This window comes from Pantoea sp. NPDC088449 (assembly GCF_044753225.1).
In the GTDB taxonomy this organism is placed as follows: domain Bacteria; phylum Pseudomonadota; class Gammaproteobacteria; order Enterobacterales; family Enterobacteriaceae; genus Pantoea; species Pantoea floridensis.
The window spans coordinates 128288-152879 of sequence record NZ_JBIVMT010000008.1 but is presented as its reverse complement, the minus strand read 5'-3'; the positions used below and the strand labels follow the sequence as shown (position 1 = coordinate 152879).

Here is a 24592-nt window from a genome sequence, read left to right as displayed (position 1 = left end):
CAACAGGAAATTTACTGTGTCACTTCTCTTCATTCTTGATGATGCCCACAACCCGGCGCAGTTCGGTGTCGCCGCCAGCCTGTTGGCGAATCAACAGTCGCTGCCGTTATGGAGCCTACGCCCCAACTTCAGTGACGAGTATCCCGACAGCCATCAGCACGTGGCGGCGGCGGGCTACTGCGTCACCAGCGGCCTGTTCCTCAGCGATACACTGCAACATGAAGTCACTGATGTCAGTCAGCTGCCTTTGCAAGACGCGGTGATCGTGCTGGCAGCCGCCGATGCATCACGTATCGCCAACCTCAAAGGAGATCGCCGCTTTAGTCGCGATCTGCCTTTGTTTCGGGAGACCGCAGCCACGGGTGAGCGCACGCTGCGCATCGGTCTGATGGGGCGCGAGCGCGATCAGCGCGACAGCTACCCGGCGAACCTGATGTCACTGCAAGCGGGGGCGCGGCAGCTAGGGGTCGCGCTGGATGTCTGCTTACTGCCTCCTGCTGAACTCTGCGCAGATCTGCATGAGCTGGACGGTCTGCACGGCGTGGTGCTGCCAGGCGGTTCGTCGATGGCTGCGGTGCTCGGGCAAATCGCGGTGGCCAAAGCCACGCTGCAGCGTGACATCCCAACACTCGGATTGTGTCTTGGCATGCAGAGCATGTGTACGGCAGTGGTGCAACAAGCCACTGGCTATGAAAACGCCATGCTCGCCGAGGTGGCACCTGACGCGCCGCTGCACAGCTTTGTGCGCTTTGACGATCTGCGCCACCGCTGCGGCCTGTTTGCCTATCCGGCTGCCGCACCTTATGACCGCATGCCTTATAACCATCGCTACTGCTTTAATCCGCGCCTACTGCCGCAACTGCAAGCGGGCGGCATTGACGTAACGGTGCAAACCGACGCTATCGTCGAAGCGATTCGCAGCGCCTCGCATCCCTTCTGGCTGGGGGTGCAGGGTCATCCCGAACTGATGTCACGTCCTGATGCCCCACACCCGTTGTTCACCGCCTTCCTGCAAGCGGTGATTAACGTGACAGCATAACGCCGGTGCGGCTGTCGCTGGCCAGCTTGTGCATCACGCTGGTCAGCGCCGCCAGTGCCGATTCTGAGATCGGTTTCAACGGGGCGCGCACCGTGCCGCCGTTAAAGCCTCGCAGCGCCATCGCCGCCTTCACCAGCTGGGGTTGACCGTGCTGACGCGCCAGGGTGCGGTAATCAAACCACAGCTGATGCAGGTCACGCGCTGTAGCCGCATCACCCTTTTCCAGCGCCCGGAAGGTGGCCAATACCAGCTCTGGCAGCGCTCCGCTGTTGGTGGTGCTGATGCCGTCGAATCCGGCCATCATCGGCCCGAGGAAAGCGAGGTCCGAAGCGCAGAACAGACGCAGCTTGCCGCGCAGGCGGTTAGCAATCTGGTCAATCGCCGTGGGGTTCAAATCACCCTGTTTGATACCGACCACGCCAGGAATATCGGCCAGACGCTCCAGCAACGCAGGCGACAGTGTGATACCGATGCCCGGCGCGTTGTAAACCAGAATCCCGGTACGCGACAACGGTGCCACCTCCTGGAAATAGCTGAAAATTTGCTCGTCAGTGATTTCACTGACAAACGGCGCGGTGACCATCGGCAGACCACCCAACTCTCCTGCCATTTCAGTCAGTTCACGCGCTTCACGCGGGTCCGACGCCGCGCTACACAGCATCACCGCCACGCGGTCCTGTACGCATTCCATCACGTTGGCAAAGAGTTCACGGCGTTCCGCCAGTGACATCACCGGGAATTCTCCGTAGGTGCCACCAATCAACAGGCCGTCATAACCCAGGCCAATGACGCGCTCAATGTTTTCACGCAGCGCAGGAAAATCGATCCCGCCCGCGGGGGTAAAGGGCGTGACGGTGATGTTGAAAATGCCACGCAGGCGTTCACGACATTCGATAATATCTTTCATAACAGTTCCTTACAGCAGAGTTAATGGACGCGCCAGCGAGCCGAGCTGACGGTAGCCGGATTCAGTCACCACCACGGTTTCGCTCACGCCCACGGTGAATTCACCGTAGATGCGCAGCGCCGGGGGAATATGAAAGGTCATCCCTGGCTGGAGTTCAGTGGTGACGCCGCTGTACAGGCTGAGAAGGCCGCCTTCGCCCCAGTCCGGCGCGAACGAGACGCCGATCGAGTAGCCGGTACGCTTTTTGAAGTTGTCGGTAAAGCCCGCGCGATCGATCACTTTCTGACAGGCGATGTGCGGATCGGCACAGGTCGCGCCCGGACGAATCGCATCCAGTGCCGCCTGCAGGGCTTCCTGGCACACTTTCTCCATCTCCAGCGCGATAGCCGGTGGGCGGCCAATCCACGCCGAGCGCATCAGCGCCGCATGGTAGCGATCGTGCGCTGCGGCCATTTCGAGGAACACCGGATCGTTATCTTTGATCACCCTACGACGCCAGGTGCCGTGCGCACGCCGCTGCGCGGGCCACTGGAGACCAGCGGCTCCATCCCGACATACTCAGAACCGGCGGCAATCGCCGCGCCCATCATCGCCGAGACCAGGGCGTTCTCATCCGCCCCCGCGCGTACCGCCGCCATTCCGGCCTCCATACCCGCATCAACATAGCGTGCCGCCGTGGCAATTTTTTCCACCTCCACCGCCGACTTGATGGCGCGCAGCGGTTCGATCACTCCCGCGGTATCCGCGATGGTGCCGAGCTTGATTTGCAGCGCCTCATACACCGCAATCGGCAGGAACCAGCCGCGTTTATCCAGCCCGATTCGTTTATTGAGCCAGCCGCGCTGTTGCAACACGGCGAACAGGAAGTCCACCGGGTTATCGCCATCCTGATAAATGGCCGCGTCGGAGATAAAGGTGTTGGCGATAAAGTTGAAATATTCGAGCTGGCGGATCACAAACACCGGCTCCCCTTCTACCGGCAGCAGCAGCGCCTGGAAGGTGTAATAACCGGGGGTTTGCTGGCCGGTTAACCAGAAAATATTTTCTGGCCCGGTGACAATCATCACGTCCACACCGGCCGCGTTTAAGCGTTCGCGCGTGCGCTGGATGCGGCTGGCGTACTCTTCTGCAGCAAAAGCAGATTCGCTGCCCTGAATCACATTATTGAGCTGTTGCATCACTAAAACTCCTTGAGGAAAGTGGCGCGGGTGGCATCGAACTGCACGCCCAGGCCGTAAGAATCCGTTACTTGCACGCTGCCGTGTTGATAGTGCAAACCGCTGACGGGATCATCTGTCAGGCCATCGGCGCCATAGAGTTCGGCATACTCCGGTTGCAGCACGCGACACAGTTGCAGTGCCGCCGCCGTCGCCGCGTGGCCTTCGTTCATCTGGCCGATCATGAAGGGCACGCCAGCGGCCTGCAGATGACGCGCAGCCGCCAGCGTCGGTGCAATACCACCCAGTTTGACCAGCTTGAGGTGGCCCCACAGCGCCCCGTCCGCCGCAATTAAGCGGTCAATCGCCGCCGCACTGTTGAGGCTCTCATCCAGCATGATTGGCACACCGAAGGTAGAGAGCTGGCCGAGTTGCGCGTCATCGCTCACCGCCAGCGGCTGCTCGACGTAGCTTAAATCGAGTTCACGCAGCGTCGGGAAAGCGTGCTGTGCCTGCTCCAGCGTCCACTGGCCGTTAACGTCTATCGCCAGGGAAATATCGGCTCCAAACTCGGCGCGCAGCCGTTGCAGCCGCGCCAGATCGGTGGCGATATCCGCCACGCCGGTGCGCAGTTTTAATTGGATAAAGCCACGCTCTACGTAGCCTTGCGCCTGTTGCAGCATCTGGGCTTCACTGCCCCAGAACAGGGTTTGATTGGTGGCGAACGATGCAGCACAAGGTGCGGCTCCCAGCCACTGCGCCAAAGATTGCTTTGCCCTTTTCGCCAGCAGATCGTGTAGCGCCATATCCAGCAGCATGCGCGTCGGTGCCAGCAGACCGGCATCGGCGGCAGTTCGGTTTAATAAGGTTTGGGCGTCATCGTTGCTGCTCCACTCTGATAGCGCGCGGGTGACATCCTGTAACACCTGCTTCGCGCTGTAGCCGTGCAGGTAACTGATGTTCAGACGCACTTCGCCAATGGCGTCGTCCAGTTGAAGCCACAGCGTATCCAGCGCGTTTATGGCACCGGAGGCGGCAGTGTGCAGGGTGACGCCCGCATAGTGCAGTTCGCCGCGCCACAGGGTGATCTTCACAGCGCAGACTCCAGCGGCAGCATTGCCAGCGCCACGTCGAGGTAAATAGATGCCGCAGCAATAAACTCTTCTACCGGCACAAACTCATCAGGCTTGTGCGCCACCGCCAAGCTGCCAGGGCCAATCACCACGCCTTTGGCACCCAGCGCACAGAAGTGCACCAAATCGCAGCCGCCCTGGAAGCCAAACGGCCCCGCTTCTGGCTGACCATGACGACGGCAGGCCGCCAGGCTGTGCTGCACAATCGCTTCGTTGCTGTCGGTTTCCGTTGCGCCGCCGGTGGTGGCCTGCCAGGCAACAATCTCCGCTTCAATCCCAGCCGATACGTTGGCGTGCTCGAGCAACTTTTGTAGTTCCGCTTTCACCGCTTCTTCGCTTTCACCGGGCACCATGCGGCGATCGAGCAGTAGTTCGCAGCTGTCTGGCACCACGTTGTCAGCGTGACCACCGTGGATACGCGTCACCGTCAGGCTGGCGTTGCCCACCATCGCGTGGCAGCGGCATCGCACCTGCTGCTGATGCGCTTCTTCAATCAGCCCCAACAGTTTGGCCGACTGGTAGATGGCGTTAACGCCGAGTTCGGGAGTACCCGAGTGCGCCGTCACTCCTTTAACTTTGACGCGCGGGCGCAGGCTGCCTTTGTGCGCTGAGAAGGTGGCGTTGGAGGTCGGTTCACCAATCACCGCGAAATCAATCGCTGGCGGGGCGTCTTTGACGTAGAACTTCGCGCCCTCACTCGCGACCTCTTCATCTGCGGTGAACACGCCCATTAGCGTGCCAGACCAGTGCTGACGGTTGGCGGCCAGCAGTCGCAGCGCTTCCACCATCGCCACCAGCGGCCCTTTAGCATCACACGCGCCGCGTCCGTAGAGCTTGCCGTCGCGCTCGGTCAGAGTGAAGGCATCGCTGCTCCAGCTGCTGCCAGCCGGGACAGTGTCGAGATGGGTGTTGAAGGCAAAACAAGGACCGGCACCGTTTTTCAACAACGCAATGACGTTGGTGCGCCCCGGCGCGTATTCGCTGAATGACAAATCGAAACCCACAGCACGCAACCAGCCCGCCACGCATTCGGCGGCTTCACGCTCCTGGCCGGGTGGGTTTTCCGTATTGATTGCCACCAGCGCGGCTAAATCGCGCTTCATGCGCACGCTGTCTACCTGATAAAGGCTCATATTCACTCCGCAATTAATGAAGGATCTGGTCGAGGAAGCGCCTGGCGCGTTCGCTGACCTGACCGGTAAAGAAATCATCGGCGCTGGCGCGCGCCAGAATCTCGCCCTCTTCCATAAACAAAATCTGGTTGGCTGCGCGGCGCGCGAAGCCCATTTCGTGCGTCACCACCATGCTGGTCATGCCTTCGGCGCTGAGTTCCGCCATCACGTCCAGCACTTCGCGGATCATCTCGGGATCGAGCGCCGAAGTGGGTTCGTCATACAGCATCAGTTCCGGTTTCATCGCCAGCGCACGAGCAATCGCCACGCGCTGCTGCTGGCCGCCGGATAGTTCATCGGGGAAGTGATCGGCCCGTTCGTGGATGTGCACTTTTGCCAGCAGCGCTTCGGCCTGCTTGCGTGCCTCAATGCGGTTGATGCCCAGCACCGTCATCGGCGCCAGCATGATGTTTTCCGCGGCGGTGAGATGCGAGAACAGCTCGTAGTTCTGGAACACCATGCCAATGCGCTGCCGTAACTGATGCGGCGGCACTTCACCGCGCGTGATGTTCTGGCGGGTAAAGAACACATCGCCGCTATCGGCAGGTGACAGCATGTTGACGCAGCGCAGCAGGGTCGATTTGCCCGATCCCGAGGGGCCAATCAGCACCACGGTTTCACCGCGCTGCACGCTGAGCGAACAGTTTTTGAGTACCTGTTGTTTGCCGAAGGTTTTGTCGATACCAATCATCTCCAGCAAGGGTTTAGTCTGATGGCTCATGACACACCTCCAACGGTTTTGCCGGTTTTCGCCGGCGTGGTTTTGCGTGCCAGGGCTTTTTGCTGCTTGCTGCGGCGCTGTTTAGGATCAAGCACGCGCTCCAACCATGACTGGAAAATCATGAACAGGCTGGTGAGGAGCAGGTAGTAAATCCCGGCGGCGCACAGCGCTTCAAAGTAGCGGAAGCTCGCGCTGGCGGTCTGGTTGGCCACCAGCAAGAGCTCCTGCACGGCAATTACCGACACCAGCGCGCTCGACTTCAGCATACTGATCATCTGGTTGCCCATCGGCGGCAGCACGATGCGCGCCGCCTGCGGCAACACTATCTTGCGCATGATCTGCGCATTGGTCATGCCCAGTGCCATCCCCGCCGTCCGCTGGCCGCTTTTAACCGCCTGCAGCCCTGAACGCAGGATCTCCGCCATGTAGGCGCCCTCATTCAGTGAGAGCGCCAGCACAGCACAGGTAAACGCGGAGAAACGCAGGCCGAAACCTGGCAGCACGTTGTAGACAAAGATGATCTGGAACAGCACTGGCGTGCCACGAAACAGCCACAGATAGAAAAATGCCAGCGCCTTGCCCGCCCGGAACGGTGCTTCCTGCAACAACGCCAGCACCAGCCCCAGCACCACGCCACACAACAGTGAACACAGGGTAATTAACAGCGTCATCCACGCACCTTTGATGAACTCAGGTGAGAGGAGGTACTGCCACATTAAATCGATCGACATAGCTTTCTCCGGTCAACGGGTTAGAAAATGGCAACGGAGTCCGGGAAGTTCCATTTCTCAATCAGTTGCTTATAGGTGCCGTCTTTCACCAGTTTTTGCAGCCCTTTCTCCAGCTGCGCTTTGGTCTCGGTATCGCCTTTACGCACCGCGAAAGCGATGTGGGTGTCCGCTTCGAACTCTTCGCCTGCTGCTTCAAATACGCCTGGCTTTTCGCTAAACAGCGCGACCGTGCCCGGCGTAGACAGGAACTCCGCATCAGCGCGACCCTGCGCCACGGCCACCGCAGAATCGGTGGCGGCCGGGAATGTCATCACATTAATGGCGGGCTTCTTAGCATCGACACAGTGTTTGTTGTCCACGCGCGCCTGGCTCTCCTCAATACCGCCCAGTGTCACCGCGATGTTTTTGCCGCACAGAGACAGGTCACGTCCGGTGATCCCCGCCGGGTTGCCCTTGCGTACCACCACTCGGCTGCCGATTTTCAGGTACGGCACAAAATCCACCTGCTCGGCACGGGTTGGGTTGACGTACATCGCGGAGTTGATGATGTCGAGGCGCTTGCCCTGAAGCGCCGGGATCAACCCTTTAAACTCCATCGGCAGCGGCGCGGGTTGCAGTTCCAGCGACTTGCTGAGCGCAGTAATCAGATCGATATCGAAACCGGTGAGCTTGCCGTCTTTGACGAACTCGAACGGCATAAAGGTGGCGGCGGTGCCATAGGTGAGTTTACCGGGGGCCACATCACCGATAGCCGCCTGGCTGGCGAAAGGCATCACCGCCAGCGTCGACATCCATCCCAACAGGCGTAGTGTTTTAATAGAAGTGCTGAACATAAATTTCTCCTGGCTAACGTTTAAAATTGGTTTTTGTGAGTCACAAAGTACAATTATAAATACAACAAAACGTCTCTTCCTGGTGCATCATGCACAGTCTCTGTGCAGTGTTTGCTTTATATCGCGGCAACCTGACCGGTATGTTATTGTATGTTTTGTTCACAATAATACACTTCAGGAAACCCATTTCTATGCAGCCTGACGCTTCTGCCAGCGGTCGCCGTATCGCACGACAACTGCTTGACCTAATATACGAAGCAAGATTCGATCCAGGTCATCATTTACGTGAGCAATATCTGGCCGATGCCCTAGGCGTTTCCCGCACGCCTGTGCGTGCCGGACTGAAAGAGTTAACCCGTCTCGGCGCGGTGGAAGCCCGGCCCAATCAGGGTTTCTACCTGCTCAAGAGCGTTGAGGAGCTGCAGCAGCTGGCGATTGAACCACCACAGAGCAGTGACCAGACGCTGTATGAATTACTGGTACGCGATCATATCGCTGGCCTGTTGCCGGAATCCTTTACCCAGACCGAGATCAGCCTGCGATATGAGGTGGATCGCGGCGTGCTAACGCGCGCGTTGGTGAAGCTGTCAGAGGATGGACTTATTGCCCGCAACGCCGGGCATGGCTGGCGATTTCAGCAGACGCTGAACAGCGATGTCGCGCTGCGCAACAGTTATGGTTTCCGCCTGATGATTGAACCCGCCGCTCTGCTCAGCCCGCAGCTGCGCGTGGATCGCGCCTTGCTGAAACGCCTGCGCGCGCAGCACCTGCGTTTAATCACCCATGCGGATATCACCCAGGTGCCCGCCCGCGAGATCTTTGAAACCGATGCCTCGTTCCATGAGCTACTGGCCGAAGCCAGCGGTAACCTGTTCGTGCTCCAGGCTATCCAGCAGCAAAACCGCCTGCGTCGCCTGCTGGAGTTCGGCAGCTATCATAATAAGCGCCGGGTAAAAGAGTGGTGTGAAGAGCATGTTGCCATTCTTGATGCACTGCGCGATAACAAAGCGCAGCAGGCGGCGGATTTGATGCGTGCGCATTTGCAATGTGCCTACGACCTGGTGCAAATTCGCAAAGCAGGTGCATAGTCGGCACCGATTTTGCACATTCAGACTCTGAAAATACAATTCAGGAGAACATGATGGATTTGCAAATTAGTGGTCGAGTAGCATTGGTGTGTGGTGCTGGCAGTGGTTTAGGACAGGCAATGGCGTTGTCACTGGCACAGGAGGGAGTCAAAGTCGCGATAACCGGTCGCAATCAGGAAAAGCTGCTCGCCACTGTGGCGATGATTCAGTCCGCAGGTGGTAAAGCGCATGCCTGGCCGTTGGATTTAGCGCAGCCCGACACCTTCGAGGCAGTCTTAGCGGATATCACCAAGCATTGGGGTGACGTGGATATTCTGGTGAATAACTCGGGCGGCCCTCCCCCGGCCACGGCAGCGGGCACCGACAGTACGGTCTGGCAACAACATTTCTCATTGATGGTGGCATCGTTGATGCAGTTAACCGACAAAGTATTGCCGGGCATGCGTGAACGCGGCTGGGGCCGCATCATCACCTCAACGTCCTCTGGCGTGATTGCGCCGATTGCCAATCTGGCCTTGTCCAACGCGCTACGCATGAGCCTGCTAGGTTGGTCCAAAACGCTGGCCAACGAAGTGGCGGCGCAAGGCGTCACAGTGAATGTGCTGGTGCCGGGACGTATTGCCACCGATCGCGTTAGCCAGTTGGATGCCATCAAAGCTAAACGCGAAAACAGCACCACCGATGCCATTGCGGAGAAGAGTCGTCAGGGTATTCCGGCTGGACGCTATGGCCTTCCGCATGAGTACGGCGCTGCTGCCGCCTTCCTCGCCAGCCAGCAGGCCAGTTATATCACGGGCAGCATAATGCGGGTTGATGGTGGGATGATCGACGCGGTTTAAGATCATAACGCGCGTATAGAGAGTCATTAAAGCAGGAAAAAATAGGCAAACCGCCTGCCAGTTAATCATTCTACGATCGCCATAAATGGTGGCCCTATGATGATCGTGCTCGATTTTCGTAGTGCGCGCATTTATGTACATCGGCTTGAAGATTCAATCTTTACTTAACTGGCCCTCATTAACACAAAGGTTAATGGGGGCCAGTTAAGCATTTTTTCCGAAAAAAATTAATACATTGCGATGTTAGCAATGTCCGCAGACTGCTTATAGCGGACACGTATCTGAGTATCTGTCCGTTCTGTGCCAGGAGCAGACGTTGGTCACATCATTGCCCATCAATAAATTGACAGTTATTAACTATATATATCTGTAAGATACAGGCGGTGGGTAACTTTATCGACATCTACTAGCGGGATAAAGCCAGCACGTTCATAGAAGATGAATGCTGATTGAGGCGCGTTAGTGTTGATAAAATCAAACCAGCGGTCAGAACCCTCCAGTATTGCCCTGAGCAAAGTAATGGCAACCTGCCTTCTTCTCCATTCAATGCCTACATAGAGATGACGGAGTCGTCCAGTCCGAGGCGAAGGGGTGTAGGGGTCTTGGTTTAATCCACACACGCCAATAAGTAGCCCATCGGCAAAAAAACCTAACAGGTTCTCACCTGCCTTATCAAAGCGGTTTTGCCCGTTCAGCCAGTTTTCTTCCAGTCTGTTTAGCATGTTAAAACCAGCAGCCATGCTCTCTGCTTTTAACGTACAAAAGCCTTTATTATCCGGGGTAATGCTCTCGATAAGAATATTCATGAGTAGTCACTTTGCATTTAAAGTATTAAGCATCTCGCAAAGTTGATTGTGCGCAAGGAGCGACAATTTGATCCGATAAATGCAATCAGTACAATGACTTTGAGAAACAGACGGCTTCTTCTCTGCCTATGTATGGGCCATAATTATCAATACGAACATATCCATTTTTCTCGTAAAAATTGACGGCCCGGAGGTTGATATGTCGGGTCTCCAGCTTAAGTTCTCGATATCCCATTTGCTTTGCGGAGGTTTCCAGAAAAGTAAGTAATGCACTCCCCACGCCTGGCTCGCTTCGGTCCGAAAACATTCTTTTAAGCTCAGCTATATTTTGTGTTAATGGGCGGATTGCACCGCATCCTATCGCCTCGCCAAGTACATTTTTTGCCAATACCCATAATGCTTTGTCATTGTTCATAGTTTCGATGGTGAAGTTGGTTTTGCCATTATCACCAGTTATAGCGGCAAGTTCAGCTGACAGCATTTCGATTAGGCGAAGGGACTCTGAAGAAAATGGATCTGATTTCTCTACTGTTATCATGGTCATATCCTGAAAGGGAGGTTAAACCAAAACAAAGTATGCTGCCTGAAAAATCACCCTATTGGAACAAATAATGGGACAACCCTGATCCTTGGCTTTATCGGGGACGCAATGTCTGTTCCTCGCTCATAGCTGACGTAGAGATACCGAACATTACTGACTGCGTATCTACAGCGGGCGGGCTACCCGCGTTGGACAGAATACCCGTTGTGTCCAGACTGGGGAGGGAATTAAAAGAGAGTGATCAAAAAAGGCTGCACAAGCAGCCTTAACTACAGATAGCAGCTGCTTAAAGCAACTTAGCTAATATTTCTGTCACGCGATGGTGGTGACCAAACAAGATAGCCTGTAAATCCAGCTGAAACTTGCTCGGTGCACGTAATGTCGCGTGCTTTTCAAGCGCATCAGCGTAAAACTGCTGAAGCGCTTTAAGTTGGGAAATGTTCATAATATCCCTCCTTTGTTGCAGTTCACGGCCGACAATGGATAAGCGAGCGTAAAACGGGCTATACCACGAGGACGTACCTGTATTTTACCAGAAAAAAAATTCCCGTTTCACTTTTGTCACTGTAACTGTGTTCAGTCAGCAGACTTGGACAGAATAACCTCAACGTCCAGGCAGGCGAGGGGATTGCTCCAACCCTGTACTAAGGTTACTGAATGTCCGCTGAGTGCCAGAAGCGGAAGTTAGTAGAGAGCCCCACATGTTACTGATATGATCATAAAATAGATGAAGGAGGTAATGCATGGATAATGGCACGATAGTCACGCTGTTTAGATATAAGCGCTGGATCGATCTTGAAACTCTACAAGCTATTAAAAGAATTGATGCGCCCACTAATACAGACAGGCGCCATCTGATGCTCAGATTGATGAATCACATTCATGTGGTTGATATGATCTTCAGAGCCAACATTATCGGTAAGAAGCATTCCTATACTGCACTAAATACGCCTGAGACCCCCTCTGCTGATGAGCTTCTTATAACGATGACTGAATGTACAGACTGGTATATTCACCATATCAATTCCATGTCCCCCATTAACCTTGCTGAAACCATTAAATTCCAGTTTGTCGATGGCGGATATGGTGAGATGAAGGCGATGGATATGCTCAATCATGTGCTGTTTCACGGGACATATCATCGCGGCGCCGTAGGTTGGCTACTTTCAGAAAGTGGTGTAACCCCACCCAAGGACGTGCTGACCGTTTTTCTAAGAGATCATAACCACGAGTAAACGAGTGACTGGGTCATGTAAATTTAAAATATCATTGGCCCGTTAAGCAAAAAAATGAGCGAATAAATGACAGTCTGCTCCTCGCTCACTGCGGACCTTCAGCTGAGCAAGCTCGTCCGCTCAGTGCCATGAACAGCCCCTCCGTTATCGGCCGACTCTGCGTATGGTGTTGGGCATACAAAGCCGCGAAACTCAATTGAGTGCTGAATTTTACTGCTACTCACCGACAAAATTTGACAGTGCAAGAGAAAGATAACCCGGTTGTTCCCATGACATGCAATGCCCACAATCATCAAGAATTACCGTTGAAATCCCTGACTTGACTAAATAATCGACATCGTCGTCTGGTAACGACCATTCTCCGAAGATCAGCTGTTTACGCACTGGCAATTTAATAAATCGCTCAAGCCAGTCACCGCCTACTATCAGACTTGAAGCACCTCGCCAGACCGCCCAAGGGGCATCAACAGCGAGGCTTCCCGCCCAGGGGCCTGATTCGTTTTCAATCATTTGTTTCCAGTGTTTGTTTATGAACTCTTCTTCACTGTGACTGCATATCTGCCGACTGAAAAAACCGCCCCCGGGCCTAAAATTAGGTTCAGATACCACAAGTCCCTCCATGCGATTTGTGATTAAGCCTGCCGCTTCAATACTGATACTCCCCCCCATACTGTGCCCGTAAATAAAACATTTATTCAGCCCTAAATACCGTACTAACTCTGCCACCACACTGGCCTGGTCAGTGATTGAATAGCTGTAATCACGAGGTTTTTCACTGTAGCCACACCCTGGCAAATCTATAAGAATCGCACGTCTTTTATTTAAACGAGGGTCTGTGGCGATAAGTGGATATTCGTACGAAGAAGCACACCCTAGTCCGTGCACAAATATCAGGGGTGTTCCGCTGCCGGGCAGATCCTGCCAGCGGACGAGACAATTTGCAGTGGATGAAAAGAAAGATTCCATAGAGTTATCAATACTGGCTGAGTTTAAAGACGTCAGTATCTTTGCATTGAAGCCCGCAGACAAGGCTCAGATGTATAGGTTTCTGTTATTTACTGACCATCGATGGCCGTGTTTAGACCTGATCCCTTTTAATGAATACACGACTAAGCTAGCAAATTTTCTACGAGTAATGACAGCTACGGATGTCCGCTTTTCGCTCAAAGCAGACGTTCCAGGTAGGGTATTTTTTCGTTTTCAAAGCTGGTCTCACATAGTACTAATCGATGAAAGCAATAAACTTCGATTTCCCACCCCATGCGTTCATAACGCTCGCCACAGCCTGGCTGAGGCGTACCACAGCGCAGCGAGGAACGAACAGCCTGGACGAGGAAGCGTAACATCCTCAATGGCGGCACATTCTGCTTACGCCCAGGGTAACTGAAACTACGATCAAAAAATGTATGAAGTTCAGACAGCTCAGTCATCTTACCCATTAAAGTCAGTAGTCCACCCTTGCGCTCCGAAACGCGCTAATTAATACTGTATACATAGACAGTATTTTTCAGAGTGATTTTTATGAACTTACAACTTCCTAACTGGTTTGCACACAGCCAGGCTACCGGAGTACCACACTATGAAGCTAATTTCTAAGGCTGATGGCCTGATTATGCTCATGCCTCCGGAGGTCACTCCCCATGTGAGAATCCCGTTTTATGCGTATAAATGTGCCGCCGGGTTCCCTTCCCCGGCTCAGGATTACGTTGAGTCCGAGCTTGATCTTAATGAGCTCTGTATCCGCCGGCGCGCCTCAACTTTCTTCGTCCGAGCCAGCGGCAGCAGCATGCAGGAGCTGGGCCTCTTTGATGGCGACGTCATGGTAGTCGATCGCGCTGAGGAAGCCGTACATGGTGACATCGTCATTGCTGAAGTTGGTGGAGAATTTACCGTCAAACGTCTGCAGCTGCATCCCCGACTGGCTCTGCAGCCAATGAATCCGGCTTATTCGGTAATTTACCCGGATGAGCTGCAGCTGCTCGGCGTAGTTACCTGGTTTTTCAACAGCACGCGTGCGCGCCCACGTTCTGGCCATAACAGGCCTGACGGTTGGAGTAGGCATGGGGCCAACCAAGACGCTGGCGAAGAGCGCGCAGTGGGCGAGCAAGGAGTGGAAGCAGTTTCGCGGCGTTCTGGCTCTGACACCCGGCAATCCGAAGCGCACCGCGACGCTCTTACAGAACCAGCCGGTTGAGGAAATCTGGGGTGTGGGCCGCCGCATCGCTAAAAAGCTGAACATCATGGGCATAGAAAATGCCCTGCAGGTGTCGCGCGCGCACCCTGCCCTCATCCGTAAAAACTTCAGCGTGGTGCTGGAGCGCACCGTGCGCGAGCTCAACGGCGAGTCCTGTATTCCGCTTGAGGAGTTTGCGCCGGTGAAGCAGCAGATCGTCTGCTCGCGGTCGTTCGGCGAGCGCATCACGTCAAAGTTGGCCATGCAGCAGGCGCTCTGCCAGTACGCGACGCGCGCGTCCGAAAAGCTGCGGGATGAACGCCAGTTCTGCCGCCGCGTAGGCATCTTTATACGCACCTCCCCGCACACCCCTGGCGAAGTTTTTTACGGCAACAGCGCCGGTGAAAACCTCAAGGTACCGACGCAGGACACACGCGATATCATCGAGGTGGCTATGCGCTCGCTCGATCGCATCTGGCTTGAGGGTCGCCGCTACATGAAGGCCGGTATAATGCTCGACGATTTTTCCCCGAACGGCGTCAGCCAGCTGAACCTGTTTGACGAGGATGGCCCCCGCCCCAACAGCGCGAAGCTGATGAAGGTTCTGGATGGCATCAAACAGTCCGGGCTTGGTAACCTGTGGTTTGCAGGTCAGGGCGTGAGTACGGAATGGAAAATGAAGCGGGAAATGCTCTCGCCGGCATGGACCACGCGCTGGAGTGATATCCCCGTGGCGCGCGTGTTGTAATCCTGTCTGAAAGAATTAAGGTGATGTGATGCAGGCCTGCCTTTTGAATGGTCAGGAATGCAGACGCCAGAATTCATCCAGGATATGTACAGGCCTGCCCGGCTTTTTACCGCAGAAATATCGCCCACGCGGCAGTTTGTTGCCGCGTGGAAGCTGATGAAGCCAGTCGTCAAAAGCCGGACGGCGCCGGCGGGCTGTGCCCTTAAACATGCTGGCTGACTGATTAAAAGTCGTGGAGACCATGCCGTACCCGCGCAGCTGATTCAGTAATTCCTGCATTTCCATTGTTATATCTCCGTTACGCTGTAACCCCTAAAGGGATTTGTTCTTCTTCCAGCTATCATTGGCCATGAATGCCGCGCGAGAAACGCAGGCTCCCCACAGCAACTGAAGGCCGATTTTGATCAGCTCACTGGCGTGAGGCAGGAAAAAGAGCGGCACGATGAATAGCGCACTCAGCAGGAACCCCCATTCAGCAGCACTTTTTTTGTCTTTGCCGGTTAGCTTAACAATTCCCAGATATCCTGCTGCAAGCAATACCACCCTGTTCATGATGACCTCAATAAGTTAGCTACTCCCAAACATCCCTTTTGCATTGCTGCGGGTTTCATCCAACGTGTCATTTTTGGTAGGTTCAAGGGGCTCTCCCTCCCTTTCAGCTTCTGCATTAGGATGAGTTGTCATGCTTTTAGGACTGACAGCCTGGATAACCTGTAGCACTTCTTCCGCTGTCGTGTTTTCACTGAGTAGTTCAGACAGTAAAAACGGTAGACGCGGATCGATACGCTCAAGTGCAATCCCGCTTAGCATAGCGGCCTTCCATAAGCGGCCGCGTTCTCCCTGGGGGGGCTCATCCGTATGACTGTCTGCATAAGCCTCACCGAGGCTGCTTTTAGGATTGATGTAAAACTGGATTTTTCTGCGCGTATCCATAGCGTTATCCGATAGCAATCATCCCCCTGACTAAATCGAACTGGGATGACCCGGTTTTATAAAAGCGCTCTGCCCTCACACCACTATTCGTGCAACGGCCTCGGCAATAATCTCAGCTCCACCGCCAATAACCATTACATGGGTATAACCCTCGAACGCCTTCATAGCGCTGAGAACACGCTGAGTAAGACGTTCAAGTGATTCGTTAATGGTACTTTTAACCAGACTAACGCGGGAGAGATCGTTAATACGGCACTCCAGGTAAGCATCATCATTACGATGGACAATAATATCATCGGCAAGATAACTGCTGCCCCGCGTTCCTGCAACACGCAGCGCATCCGCGACTGCGTTCGTCACCAGTGACACACCAATTGTTGCATCACCATGAATGCGGGTAATACCGCTCATGCGACCGCGTACCTGTGAAATATCCAGTGTCGTTCCCCCCAGATCAACAATGAGAAGCGAATCAAGCTCGCTCAGCAGCTCAAATCCGGCGGGGATAGATTCTGGCATTACCGAGACACTGCGGATTTTGAAGCTCTCACCACCGGTCATTGAGACCGGACGCAGCAGGCTCGCTTTTTTCTTTTCGATGTTTTCTGCAGCTGGTTGATTGTTGTGATCATAAAACTCCGTTAACGGCAGTGTGACCGTAATGTCCACTTCGCATGGATTAAGGCCAGTCTGCAGGAGCGCATGATGCACACCAACGACGTTCACGTCAGCATGACTCATTCCTAAAATTTCTTTGCTACTAATCATTATCGTCCTAAAACGATAATGATTAGAGTAATGAAGAAATGAGATGGAGGGTAAGGTAATCAGTTAATGAAATATCGCTTCAAATTTTGCAAAATTAAGAATCTAAGAGCCCTTGGTGCTGCGTGTAAAGCAAAACAAATCAGATGAATAATAATAATGAACGAGAGTTGGTTTACACGCATTATCAAATCTGAATTAGAAAAAAAATTCAGACCCTTAACATGCTGGGAATTTCAATCTGAAATATAATAACAAAATATAATTATATCAATAACTTATCATTGAGATTGGCTCGGGTAAAATTGCAGAATGTGAGTGCATTCCATAAGCATGTAAGAGGGCGAGGGCAGGTTGAAGAGGATATTGAAAATTTGATTACTACTAAAGAGGAGCATAAAGCGATTTCAATAACCGATGTGGAATGGGATCAACACCTCATGCTTGGTACAACATTTCAATGAATTTCATTAAAAGTTGCACGTAGCATCATAAACTGTACACTAGCTTCAAAAGTTACCAACGGAGCGGAGTAATGAGAAGCAATTACGGTGGCGTTGACGAAACAGCACGCAGGGCTAATGCCATGCTACGCAGCATGAGTGATGACATTACCGATAGGCGTAATGAGTATGGCCTCGATCAGTATTACCAGACTTTTACTCGCAACTCAGTTGCCAATCTACCGAAGCTCAGCCGCCGCGCTGTTGAGCAAGCTATAGAAGAGATGGAATCAAAAGGGCATGTGTTTGGCAAAAAGGACGCTGGAAATGCAAAGCATTATGCGCTCACCATTCAGGATGTAGTCGATATATACGCTCATCGTAAAGTCCCTAAGTACCGTGATATCCATGCGGGAGAAGGTCCTTTTGTAGTGTTTGTAGTGAACCTGAAGGGCGGGGTTTCAAAGACTGTTAGTACGGTCACATTGGCGCATGGATTACGTGTTCATCCCGACCTTTTACAGTATGACCTGCGAACGCTTGTTATCGATCTTGATCCACAAGCATCCAGTACGATGTTCCTTAACCATACCAACAGCATTGGTTCCATCGTTGAAACTGCAGCTCAGGCTATGCTGAACGACCTTGATGCTGTCCAAATTAAAGAAGACATCATCAAGCCGACTATTATTCCAGGCGTTGATATTATCCCGGCTTCAATTGACGACGGCTTTATAGCTAGCCAGTGGAGCAATCTAGTAGACCAGCACTTGCCTGGAGTATTGCCCTCAGAAGTGTTGCGCCGAAACATCATTGAACGTGTTGGCAAAGACTATGATTTCATCTTTATTGACACCGGTCCGCACCTGGATGCGTTCATGCTGAACGCTATAGCGGCAAGCGACTTACTGCTAACGCCAACGCCTCCGGCTCAAGTAGATTTCCACTCTACTCTTAAGTACCTGACACGCTTGCCTGAGATGCTTGAGCAGCTCGAGGAAGAGGGAATCAACCCCCGCATTAAGGGAAACATTGGCTTCATGTCAAAAATGACGTCCAAACGCGATCATGAAATGACGCATGGCCTGGCTCGTGATGTATTTACCTCTTATATACTCGATGCCTCTTTGCCTCGCCTTGACGGTTTCGAACGCTGTGGTGAAAGCTTCGATACAATCGTTAGCGCCGATCCACATTCATATCCAGGTAGTACCGAGGCTCTTAAAAACGCGAAGCGTGAAGCCGAAAGATTTACGCAAGCGGTGTTTAAGCGAATTGAATTTGTGAGAGGTATGAAGTGAAGAAAGAAATGGTAAAACTGGGCCGCCAGTTTGGGAATTCAAGCTTTTCAAAAATGTTGAGCGAAACAGACAGCGAACGTGTCTTTACCCTGAAGTCTGGCGCAGAAGCCCGATTTACGCTCAATAAGGTATTACACGATGATATTGAAACCCAGACCTATGTAGATTCCTCTATTAATGGCCGTGATCAGGCTCTTCTTACGCCTGAATCAGTCAGAGACATCGCCAGAACGATTAAATTACAGCAGTTCTTCCCAGCGATAGGTCGGGAGGTAGAAGGGCGTATTGAGGTTTTAGACGGTTCTCGTCGCCGTGCTGCATGCATTTATAATGGCACGCCTTTTGAAGTGTTGGTAACACGTGATGAAATTACTCTCACAGATGCACGACAGCTAGCAATCGATATTCAGACAGCCAAGGAGCATACGCTTCGCGAACTTGGTAAGCGCTTAAAGCTGATGTATGCAGAGGATATGAACCAGTCGGAGATTGCAGCTGCAGAAGGTTTGTCAGCCGCTAAAGTAACTCGTGCATACCAAGCAGCTTCTGTGCCGGATGAAATGATAGCAGTGTTCCCGTCTATCAGTGAACTATCCATAAATGACTACCAAACGTTACTAGATATCGCTGAAAAGGCTAAAGCTAAGCACATGAGTATCGAAACGCTTGCAGCTGCGGTACGTGAGCGCATTAGCAATGATGTGGCTTACGCATCTGACGATCCTTCTGTTAAAGCTAAAATTATTGGCTATTTTCGTGCGGAAAATGCTGACGCCAAAAATAGTCGCGGAATCAAAAAAGTTGTCACTGAAAAAATTGCTGATTTTAAAGATAAAAAGCAGTTTGCTCGTAAGAAGACGGATGCTGAGAAACGACTGGTGACTTATGAGTTTTCACGTTTACCATCGACCTATCAAGCAGAGCTCGATGCTGCTGTTAAAGAAGTAATTGCGCGGATGCAGGCTGAAAGTGATAGCTAATTAATATCATCATATGAAAAGAGACACTACCAGCCTCTAGTCGGTTGGTGTCTCATTCAAGCAGAATAAATGAAATTCTGACAATTTCACCCCTTCAAAATACACTGTAAGCTACTGTCATAACTACAAAAAAATAAAATATTTCACATTGAAATTCCCAACCAAAGTCTATCTTTGCATCAAAAGATGGACATTTGTACATTCACAATTTTCATGACATTTACAAGCCAAAAATGGCACTAACGTAAATATTACCGAAGACACAATTATAGAATGCTAATGCAAACTTGAACCAGATAAATCAAGGGATTGAAGTGTTATCTCGTTTCATGGTTAAAAGAGAGTGCAAATCTGGTTATCATTCTCACAGAGCCATACTGATAAAGACAGCCATGGATCAAGGCTGAAATGGATTTTGCACAGTTATTGCTCGAATTTTAATGATGCCTCAAGCTAGTAGCTTTCAAATCAATGAGCTACAAAATATGACGTCTCTACGCTAAAATTCCACCTTAAACAGAGTTGTTTCCCTGCAGAATTCACTAGAATGCGTCATACATTGGCAAAAACTTATCTTTCACGATTTCATCTCTAGCGCTTTTATCAAATGCTCATCATGAGCAATACGTGATTCAAACAAACTGAAATCTCCAAATACTTTGAACTGAATGCACCAGCTATGTCGTTTTCTCGACAAGTGAAGAATGGACCCAGCGTGCTGGCATGTCACACATTCCTACACTCAAAGTCTTACTATTAACGAAACCATCTGAGAAACATGATCAACGGAGCAGGGTAAAAGCAGAAAAATTTTGAACCTGACTTAAGAAATTAAAAGGATGATGAAAACAGATATCACTATTCAAAGGCATCCAGCCACTAATCTCATCAATCCGCGTACTTTGATTAAGGGTTGGAATCATATCTGGCATATCCCAACCTTAGAGCAAAACACGAGCCAGTCGTGAGATAGCTTTTCGAGATGAAAATGATCTCGCAGCATTTTGAGGCCATGTTTTCATATCTTTATATAGAACTACATCTGATAACCGATCATTCATACATCCATTCGTGAATGAAATTTGCTCGAAATGGTTTCCAGATTGAGAATTATGAGCTTAGAAGCACTCAATTTTTATAAACAACCCTTATATCTTTGAAAGGAAAAGACAGCGACTAAATCAGGTGGGTGAGGTTAGGTAGGAATTTTTTTCGATAACCTCTTAAACACTAAGTGACGTGCAAAAGTTTATGTATGGAAAAGTAGGAAAAATGAGTAGTAGGACATGTCCACAAAGCCAGCATCAAAAGATGCTATAAAAATTAGCAGAGTTAAATACAACCTCTTGGTCAAATTCATTTAACAGTTGAATTTGTCAGTATTTTTTCAAATATGACCACTATAGCGAGTAAACTACTCTCTATAGCGGTCATAGAAGATGCCCATAGCAAGCCTTCTTGTATGGATAAAATCTTCCAGTCGAGAAAACCAGAGAATGATCACTCTCTATAGTGGTCTTGTACTCACTACTATGGTCATTAGTCTAGAAGCGTAAGATGAGTAGAAAGAATATTTAATCTATAAAACAAGATATTGTAGATTAATATTTGTAATTCGGTCGCGCTCTTGTACCTTAGATTCCCGCCATGATGAGCATAAAAAAGAAGCTATTCTTCGAGGTTTGATGCGCGAAATCTTCGAACCAATGAGGAACGGATAAGATCTCACCCGTCTAGCGCAGTTTAATTGCTTAATTTCATTAGACGACCTAGCACAAATACGCTGCTCAGAGTTTTCTACAGCCCGTACTCAGCTTTAACCTTTGATATGCGCAAAATTTTTCATGAGCCATTATTTACATCGTCCGGCCCGACTTTATCCACGTTATCCACAGACCAGATCCAATAACTTGATCCTAATATGATCCCATTGAGATCCTAAACAGATCCCGACATCGCTACAGGCCATGGTATTAAAGGCTTAAACCCTTATCGATGACTGCTGTAGAGAGCGTAATGACTATTGTAACGAGTAACTTGACCGTTATAGAGAGCACTGATGACCTTTGTAGGGAGAACATCATGACTGCTATAGTGAGTAAACGTATGATTTGCTGGTTAATAAGTCATGTTGACGATAACTTGAGCTTAGCCTTGATGTTAAAGGGGCTCAGCTCCGTGAGTAATTTCTAGAGCGCTTAGATTTAAATAGTTATGCACCGAAAACAGCACCTGAATGGCAATAATTCGTTTTTAAAAGTTATCAACTGAATAGATCCAATAACAGATCCATACAAGAACCTAAAGGTTCCTAATAGATCCCTTTACACCATGAAGCCTTGATATAGCTGAGTTTAAGAAGGATCGTTGACCGCTATAGCGAGAAGAAAGACTACTGTAGCGAGTAATTAAACCACTATAGTGAGTAGAATAACCGCTGTAGTGAGTGCTAGTATCCCCTGTAACGAGTAACGGCGATTATCGCTTGTTCATATCACGGATTTTCAAATGCCGAAAAAAGAACAAGAAATCAACCTGATAGCTGAAGCATTCAGTGAAACGGACAAACGAACGGGTGAAATTATTCACCTAACGCCCAACAGTAATAATACTGTTCAGCCAGTAGCATTAATGAGGCTTGGTCTATTTGTTCCAACACTGAAATCCACCGCTAATGGTCGTAAGAATCAGATGTCCTCAATGGACGTGACTGATGAGCTTAAACAACTCTCGATCGTTAAGGCTGAAGGTTATGAAAATATCAAGATCACTGGCGCACGCCTTGATATGGATAACGACTTTAAAGCCTGGGTCGGGATCATTCATGCCTTTGCGAAATACAAAGTGCTGGGAGACAGTGTAACGCTCCCCTTTGTTGATTTCGCCAAACTCTGTGGCATCCCCTCCTTGCGCTCTTCTGCGAAGCTTAGAACGCGTCTGGAGGCCTCTCTGACGCGTATTGCGACTAACACAATCCATTTTGCTAACAAAGAGGGGGAGTATTACGTCACACATCTGGTTCAGTCAGCTAAATACAGTGTCAAAAATGACACCGTGACATTGCAGGCTGATCCTAAGATCTTTGAACTCTATCAGTTTGATCGCAAAGTATTGCTTCAGCTACGCGCCATCAACGAATTAGCGCGTAAAGAGTCTGCTCAGGCACTTTACACCTTCATTGAAAGCTTACCTCCCGATCCCGCTCCGGTGTCCATGCAGCGTCTTCAGGCGCGCTTAAATTTGACCTCACGACCTAATACCCAATATGCCACTGTGAGAAGGGCAATGGAGCAGCTGAAAGAGATTGGATACCTCGATTACACAGAGTTCAAACGAGGTTCGACGATCTACTTCTCTATCCACTATCGGCAACCTAAGCTAAGGCCTGCAAACATCCCGATCAGTCTTCCAGAACTTGAAGACGATCAGCTGGAGAGTGATGTTGATATTGCTCCTGCTAAGAAGCCAGTGAAGCCGAAAGCAGCTCCTAAAGCCAAGAAGGAAGGCGCTGGCAAGATGGTTATGTTGTCAGAAGAAGAGCTGGCTATGTTGGAAACTATCAGGAAGAGTAAGAAGAACTAACGTCAAAAACTGACAGGAGAGGGCACTCAACCGTGAGTGCTTTTTTATTATTTCTTAAAACTATGACCGCTATAACGAGAAGCCTACTCGCTATAGCGGTCTTTTACCTACGAACCTATTCTGACTGTTTTCACTCTCACTACAGCGGTCATCAAATTCATTTGTCGGAGGTTTGATCTAAATTTCACTCTATAGCAGTCTTTTACCTTGCATTGACACTAACCGCTGTAGTGAGAAAACGCCGATAAACGTCTGGTTGAGCATGACTGCTATAGCGAGTAGACATAACAGCATAAGGTTTACGTTTTATAAAGCGCCCTAGTGATCACTAACCTTGTAGGCCTTTTTGCAACTGATGTTAGTAAGTACTAACGCTATATATACTCATCAGGCTATATTCTTTAACATACATCCATTATTTTGGCTTCGAGTCTCAATTCTCTGCTGATACTCTTCACAGAGGTCATCACCTTTTACTCGCTACAGTGGTCATCGTAAGTCTACGAGCCAATTTCTCACTACAGCAGTCGTTACTCTCTGTATGAATCGCCACGGATAATCTAGATACTTCTGAGCCGTTGATAATATAGGTTTTCATATCCAGCCGGTGGCATCTGCTCGCTCGAACCATGCCGACACTTACTGTTATAAAACATTTCGATGTAATCAAAAATATCGCTTCTGGCTTCGTCTCTCGTTCCGTAGATCTTTTTCTTAACCCGTTCGCGTTTCAGTAGCTGGAAAAAGCTTTCCGCAACCGCGTTGTCATGGCAGTTACCGCGACGACTCATGCTGCCTTCCAGAGCATGTGATTTCAGGAACGACTGCCACTCATGGCTCGTGTACTGACTGCCCTGATCAGAGTGAACCAGTACCTGTTTTTGAGGATTACGCCTCCACACCGCCATAAGTAATACGTTCAGGACAATCTCTTTTGTCATGCGGGGTTGCATTGACCAGTCGATAACTTTTCGGGAGAACAGGTCAACCACCACGGCCAGATACAGCCAGCCTTCGTGGGTTCGGATGTAGGTTATGTCCGTCACCCAACGCTCATCCGGTGAGTCCGGATTGAACTGCCGCTGGAGCCTGTTGGGTGCCACGATGCTGGCTTCGCCTTTACGTGCCCATGGGCTACGGTACCCAACCTGAGCCTTTATTCCGGCACGCTTCATCAGCCGCCAGACCCGGTTCACTCCGCACTGCTGTCCGGTATCACGCAGATCGAGATGGATCTTGCGATAACCATAGACGCACCCAGACTCAAGCCAGAACTGTTTGATCTGCCCGGTCAGCATCTGGTCTGCCTGGTGACGCTGTGAATGTGGCTGCTGAAGCCAGGAATAAAATCCACCTGGATGGACATCCAGAACCCGACAAAGCAAACGAACAGGCCAGCAACGGCTGTTGTCGCGGATAAAGGCGTACCTCAGTCGGATAGCTTTGCGAAGTACGCCGCTGTAGA

The 24592-nt window shown here is 50.9% G+C and carries 21 protein-coding genes and 4 pseudogenes; 9 read left to right on the top strand and 16 right to left on the bottom strand.

Annotated features, from left to right (window positions below; all coding sequences use genetic code 11):
- Positions 1-16 precede the first annotated feature (16 nt).
- Entirely contained in the window at positions 17-1039 is a 1023-nt protein-coding gene (locus ACIP6T_RS24155) for a glutamine amidotransferase-related protein (RefSeq protein ID WP_097098419.1), read from the top strand.
- Here the strand turns inward: ACIP6T_RS24155 and ACIP6T_RS24150 are convergent.
- The 7 genes and pseudogenes from ACIP6T_RS24150 to ACIP6T_RS24120 all read right to left on the bottom strand — a co-directional run bounded on the left by ACIP6T_RS24150 (position 1023) and on the right by ACIP6T_RS24120 (position 7651).
- The gene (locus ACIP6T_RS24150) at positions 1023-1946 is read right to left on the bottom strand and encodes a dihydrodipicolinate synthase family protein (RefSeq protein WP_097098418.1); all 924 of its coding nucleotides are present in this window, start codon (positions 1944-1946) and stop codon (positions 1023-1025) included. The two genes, ACIP6T_RS24155 and ACIP6T_RS24150, sit on opposite strands and share 17 nt — an antisense overlap.
- Positions 1947-1955: 9 nt before the next feature.
- A pseudogene (locus ACIP6T_RS24145) lies at positions 1956-3124 on the bottom strand (M24 family metallopeptidase).
- Positions 3125-3126: 2 nt separating this feature from the next.
- Positions 3127-4197 carry a mandelate racemase/muconate lactonizing enzyme family protein gene (locus ACIP6T_RS24140; RefSeq protein ID WP_400459680.1) on the bottom strand — a complete coding sequence of 357 codons (1071 nt, stop codon included), beginning with the start codon at positions 4195-4197 and terminating at the stop codon, positions 3127-3129.
- Positions 4194-5369 carry a M20 family metallopeptidase gene (locus tag ACIP6T_RS24135; protein WP_400459678.1) on the bottom strand — a complete coding sequence of 392 codons (1176 nt, stop codon included), beginning with the start codon at positions 5367-5369 and terminating at the stop codon, positions 4194-4196. Before ACIP6T_RS24135 ends, ACIP6T_RS24140 begins: the two co-directional genes overlap by 4 nt.
- A 13-nt stretch (positions 5370-5382) precedes the next feature.
- Positions 5383-6129, bottom strand: coding sequence for an amino acid ABC transporter ATP-binding protein (locus tag ACIP6T_RS24130; protein ID WP_097098414.1), 747 nt, complete (start codon positions 6127-6129; stop codon positions 5383-5385).
- Positions 6126-6860 carry an amino acid ABC transporter permease gene (locus ACIP6T_RS24125; protein ID WP_400459674.1) on the bottom strand — a complete coding sequence of 245 codons (735 nt, stop codon included), beginning with the start codon at positions 6858-6860 and terminating at the stop codon, positions 6126-6128. The genes ACIP6T_RS24130 and ACIP6T_RS24125 overlap by 4 nt, the downstream gene beginning before the upstream one ends.
- Positions 6861-6880: 20 nt before the next feature.
- Complete coding sequence (locus ACIP6T_RS24120; RefSeq protein ID WP_320204567.1) at positions 6881-7651, bottom strand: ABC transporter substrate-binding protein; 771 nt, start codon at positions 7649-7651, stop codon at positions 6881-6883.
- Between the two features lie 233 nt (positions 7652-7884).
- Here ACIP6T_RS24120 and ACIP6T_RS24115 point away from each other — a divergent pair, with 233 nt between their 5' ends.
- Entirely contained in the window at positions 7885-8781 is an 897-nt protein-coding gene (locus ACIP6T_RS24115) for a GntR family transcriptional regulator (protein WP_400459671.1), read from the top strand.
- A 53-nt stretch (positions 8782-8834) separates the two neighbouring features.
- Positions 8835-9620, top strand: coding sequence for an SDR family oxidoreductase (locus ACIP6T_RS24110; RefSeq protein ID WP_097098410.1), 786 nt, complete (start codon positions 8835-8837; stop codon positions 9618-9620).
- A 353-nt stretch (positions 9621-9973) separates the two neighbouring features.
- On the opposite strand, the gene ACIP6T_RS24105 is transcribed toward ACIP6T_RS24110, so the two are convergent.
- The 3 genes from ACIP6T_RS24105 to ACIP6T_RS24095 all read right to left on the bottom strand — a co-directional run bounded on the left by ACIP6T_RS24105 (position 9974) and on the right by ACIP6T_RS24095 (position 11412).
- Positions 9974-10426: a GNAT family N-acetyltransferase gene (locus tag ACIP6T_RS24105; protein ID WP_400459668.1), complete on the bottom strand. Its 453-nt coding sequence runs from the start codon at positions 10424-10426 to the stop codon at positions 9974-9976.
- A gap of 85 nt (positions 10427-10511) precedes the next feature.
- A complete protein-coding gene (locus ACIP6T_RS24100; RefSeq protein ID WP_400459665.1) occupies positions 10512-10964 on the bottom strand; it encodes a GNAT family N-acetyltransferase in 453 nt (150 codons plus the stop codon).
- A gap of 289 nt (positions 10965-11253) precedes the next feature.
- Positions 11254-11412 (bottom strand): hypothetical protein, encoded by a 159-nt coding sequence (locus ACIP6T_RS24095; protein ID WP_400459662.1) that lies wholly within the window; start codon positions 11410-11412, stop codon positions 11254-11256.
- A gap of 298 nt (positions 11413-11710) precedes the next feature.
- Here ACIP6T_RS24095 and ACIP6T_RS24090 point away from each other — a divergent pair, with 298 nt between their 5' ends.
- Complete coding sequence (locus tag ACIP6T_RS24090; protein ID WP_346437065.1) at positions 11711-12202, top strand: DinB family protein; 492 nt, start codon at positions 11711-11713, stop codon at positions 12200-12202.
- 216 nt (positions 12203-12418) lie between these two features.
- On the opposite strand, the gene ACIP6T_RS24085 is transcribed toward ACIP6T_RS24090, so the two are convergent.
- The gene (locus ACIP6T_RS24085; protein ID WP_400459658.1) at positions 12419-13168 is read right to left on the bottom strand and encodes an alpha/beta fold hydrolase; all 750 of its coding nucleotides are present in this window, start codon (positions 13166-13168) and stop codon (positions 12419-12421) included.
- A gap of 646 nt (positions 13169-13814) precedes the next feature.
- On the opposite strand from ACIP6T_RS24085, the pseudogene umuD reads away from it, so the two are divergent.
- Together umuD and umuC are read left to right on the top strand one after the other, a co-directional pair.
- Positions 13815-14222 (top strand): annotated as a pseudogene (gene umuD, locus ACIP6T_RS24080) (translesion error-prone DNA polymerase V autoproteolytic subunit); the annotation flags it as partial.
- Positions 14212-15123, top strand: a pseudogene (umuC, locus tag ACIP6T_RS24075) (translesion error-prone DNA polymerase V subunit UmuC); the annotation flags it as partial. The pseudogenes umuD and umuC, both read left to right, overlap by 11 nt.
- A 51-nt stretch (positions 15124-15174) precedes the next feature.
- Here umuC and ACIP6T_RS24070 read toward each other — a convergent pair.
- The 4 genes from ACIP6T_RS24070 to parM all read right to left on the bottom strand — a co-directional run bounded on the left by ACIP6T_RS24070 (position 15175) and on the right by parM (position 16824).
- Entirely contained in the window at positions 15175-15408 is a 234-nt protein-coding gene (locus tag ACIP6T_RS24070; protein ID WP_400459655.1) for a hypothetical protein, read from the bottom strand.
- Positions 15409-15435: 27 nt separating this feature from the next.
- Complete coding sequence (locus ACIP6T_RS24065; RefSeq protein ID WP_400459652.1) at positions 15436-15675, bottom strand: hypothetical protein; 240 nt, start codon at positions 15673-15675, stop codon at positions 15436-15438.
- Between the two features lie 15 nt (positions 15676-15690).
- Entirely contained in the window at positions 15691-16056 is a 366-nt protein-coding gene (locus ACIP6T_RS24060) for a plasmid partitioning/stability family protein (RefSeq protein ID WP_400459649.1), read from the bottom strand.
- Between the two features lie 75 nt (positions 16057-16131).
- Positions 16132-16824: a plasmid segregation protein ParM domain-containing protein gene (parM, locus tag ACIP6T_RS24055; RefSeq protein ID WP_400459646.1), complete on the bottom strand. Its 693-nt coding sequence runs from the start codon at positions 16822-16824 to the stop codon at positions 16132-16134.
- Between the two features lie 532 nt (positions 16825-17356).
- Between parM and ACIP6T_RS24050 the strand changes: the two genes are divergently transcribed.
- From ACIP6T_RS24050 to ACIP6T_RS24040, 3 genes are all read left to right on the top strand, one after another.
- A complete protein-coding gene (locus ACIP6T_RS24050; RefSeq protein ID WP_097098398.1) occupies positions 17357-18565 on the top strand; it encodes an AAA family ATPase in 1209 nt (402 codons plus the stop codon).
- A complete protein-coding gene (locus ACIP6T_RS24045; RefSeq protein WP_400459643.1) occupies positions 18562-19545 on the top strand; it encodes a ParB/RepB/Spo0J family partition protein in 984 nt (327 codons plus the stop codon). The genes ACIP6T_RS24050 and ACIP6T_RS24045 overlap by 4 nt, the downstream gene beginning before the upstream one ends.
- A gap of 2508 nt (positions 19546-22053) precedes the next feature.
- Positions 22054-23127: a RepB family plasmid replication initiator protein gene (locus tag ACIP6T_RS24040; RefSeq protein WP_097098395.1), complete on the top strand. Its 1074-nt coding sequence runs from the start codon at positions 22054-22056 to the stop codon at positions 23125-23127.
- A gap of 560 nt (positions 23128-23687) precedes the next feature.
- Here ACIP6T_RS24040 and ACIP6T_RS24035 read toward each other — a convergent pair.
- Positions 23688-24581, bottom strand: a pseudogene (locus ACIP6T_RS24035) (IS3 family transposase); the annotation flags it as partial.
- Positions 24582-24592: the final 11 nt, after the last annotated feature.

Coding starts and splice junctions, on each gene's coding strand:
- ACIP6T_RS24070 (WP_400459655.1), bottom strand. CDS start 15,408: ATGGAAATGCAGGAATTACTGAATCAGCTGCGCGGGTACGGCATGGTC.
- ACIP6T_RS24115 (WP_400459671.1), top strand. CDS start 7,885: ATGCAGCCTGACGCTTCTGCCAGCGGTCGCCGTATCGCACGACAACTG.
- ACIP6T_RS24085 (WP_400459658.1), bottom strand. CDS start 13,168: ATGGAATCTTTCTTTTCATCCACTGCAAATTGTCTCGTCCGCTGGCAG.
- ACIP6T_RS24065 (WP_400459652.1), bottom strand. CDS start 15,675: ATGAACAGGGTGGTATTGCTTGCAGCAGGATATCTGGGAATTGTTAAG.
- ACIP6T_RS24110 (WP_097098410.1), top strand. CDS start 8,835: ATGGATTTGCAAATTAGTGGTCGAGTAGCATTGGTGTGTGGTGCTGGC.
- ACIP6T_RS24105 (WP_400459668.1), bottom strand. CDS start 10,426: ATGAATATTCTTATCGAGAGCATTACCCCGGATAATAAAGGCTTTTGT.
- ACIP6T_RS24040 (WP_097098395.1), top strand. CDS start 22,054: ATGCCGAAAAAAGAACAAGAAATCAACCTGATAGCTGAAGCATTCAGT.
- ACIP6T_RS24060 (WP_400459649.1), bottom strand. CDS start 16,056: ATGGATACGCGCAGAAAAATCCAGTTTTACATCAATCCTAAAAGCAGC.
- parM (WP_400459646.1), bottom strand. CDS start 16,824: ATGATTAGTAGCAAAGAAATTTTAGGAATGAGTCATGCTGACGTGAAC.
- ACIP6T_RS24095 (WP_400459662.1), bottom strand. CDS start 11,412: ATGAACATTTCCCAACTTAAAGCGCTTCAGCAGTTTTACGCTGATGCG.
- ACIP6T_RS24120 (WP_320204567.1), bottom strand. CDS start 7,651: ATGTCGACGCTGGCGGTGATGCCTTTCGCCAGCCAGGCGGCTATCGGT.
- ACIP6T_RS24135 (WP_400459678.1), bottom strand. CDS start 5,369: ATGAGCCTTTATCAGGTAGACAGCGTGCGCATGAAGCGCGATTTAGCC.
- ACIP6T_RS24150 (WP_097098418.1), bottom strand. CDS start 1,946: ATGAAAGATATTATCGAATGTCGTGAACGCCTGCGTGGCATTTTCAAC.
- ACIP6T_RS24130 (WP_097098414.1), bottom strand. CDS start 6,129: ATGAGCCATCAGACTAAACCCTTGCTGGAGATGATTGGTATCGACAAA.
- ACIP6T_RS24125 (WP_400459674.1), bottom strand. CDS start 6,860: ATGTCGATCGATTTAATGTGGCAGTACCTCCTCTCACCTGAGTTCATC.
- ACIP6T_RS24100 (WP_400459665.1), bottom strand. CDS start 10,964: ATGATAACAGTAGAGAAATCAGATCCATTTTCTTCAGAGTCCCTTCGC.
- ACIP6T_RS24050 (WP_097098398.1), top strand. CDS start 17,357: ATGAGAAGCAATTACGGTGGCGTTGACGAAACAGCACGCAGGGCTAAT.
- ACIP6T_RS24090 (WP_346437065.1), top strand. CDS start 11,711: ATGGATAATGGCACGATAGTCACGCTGTTTAGATATAAGCGCTGGATC.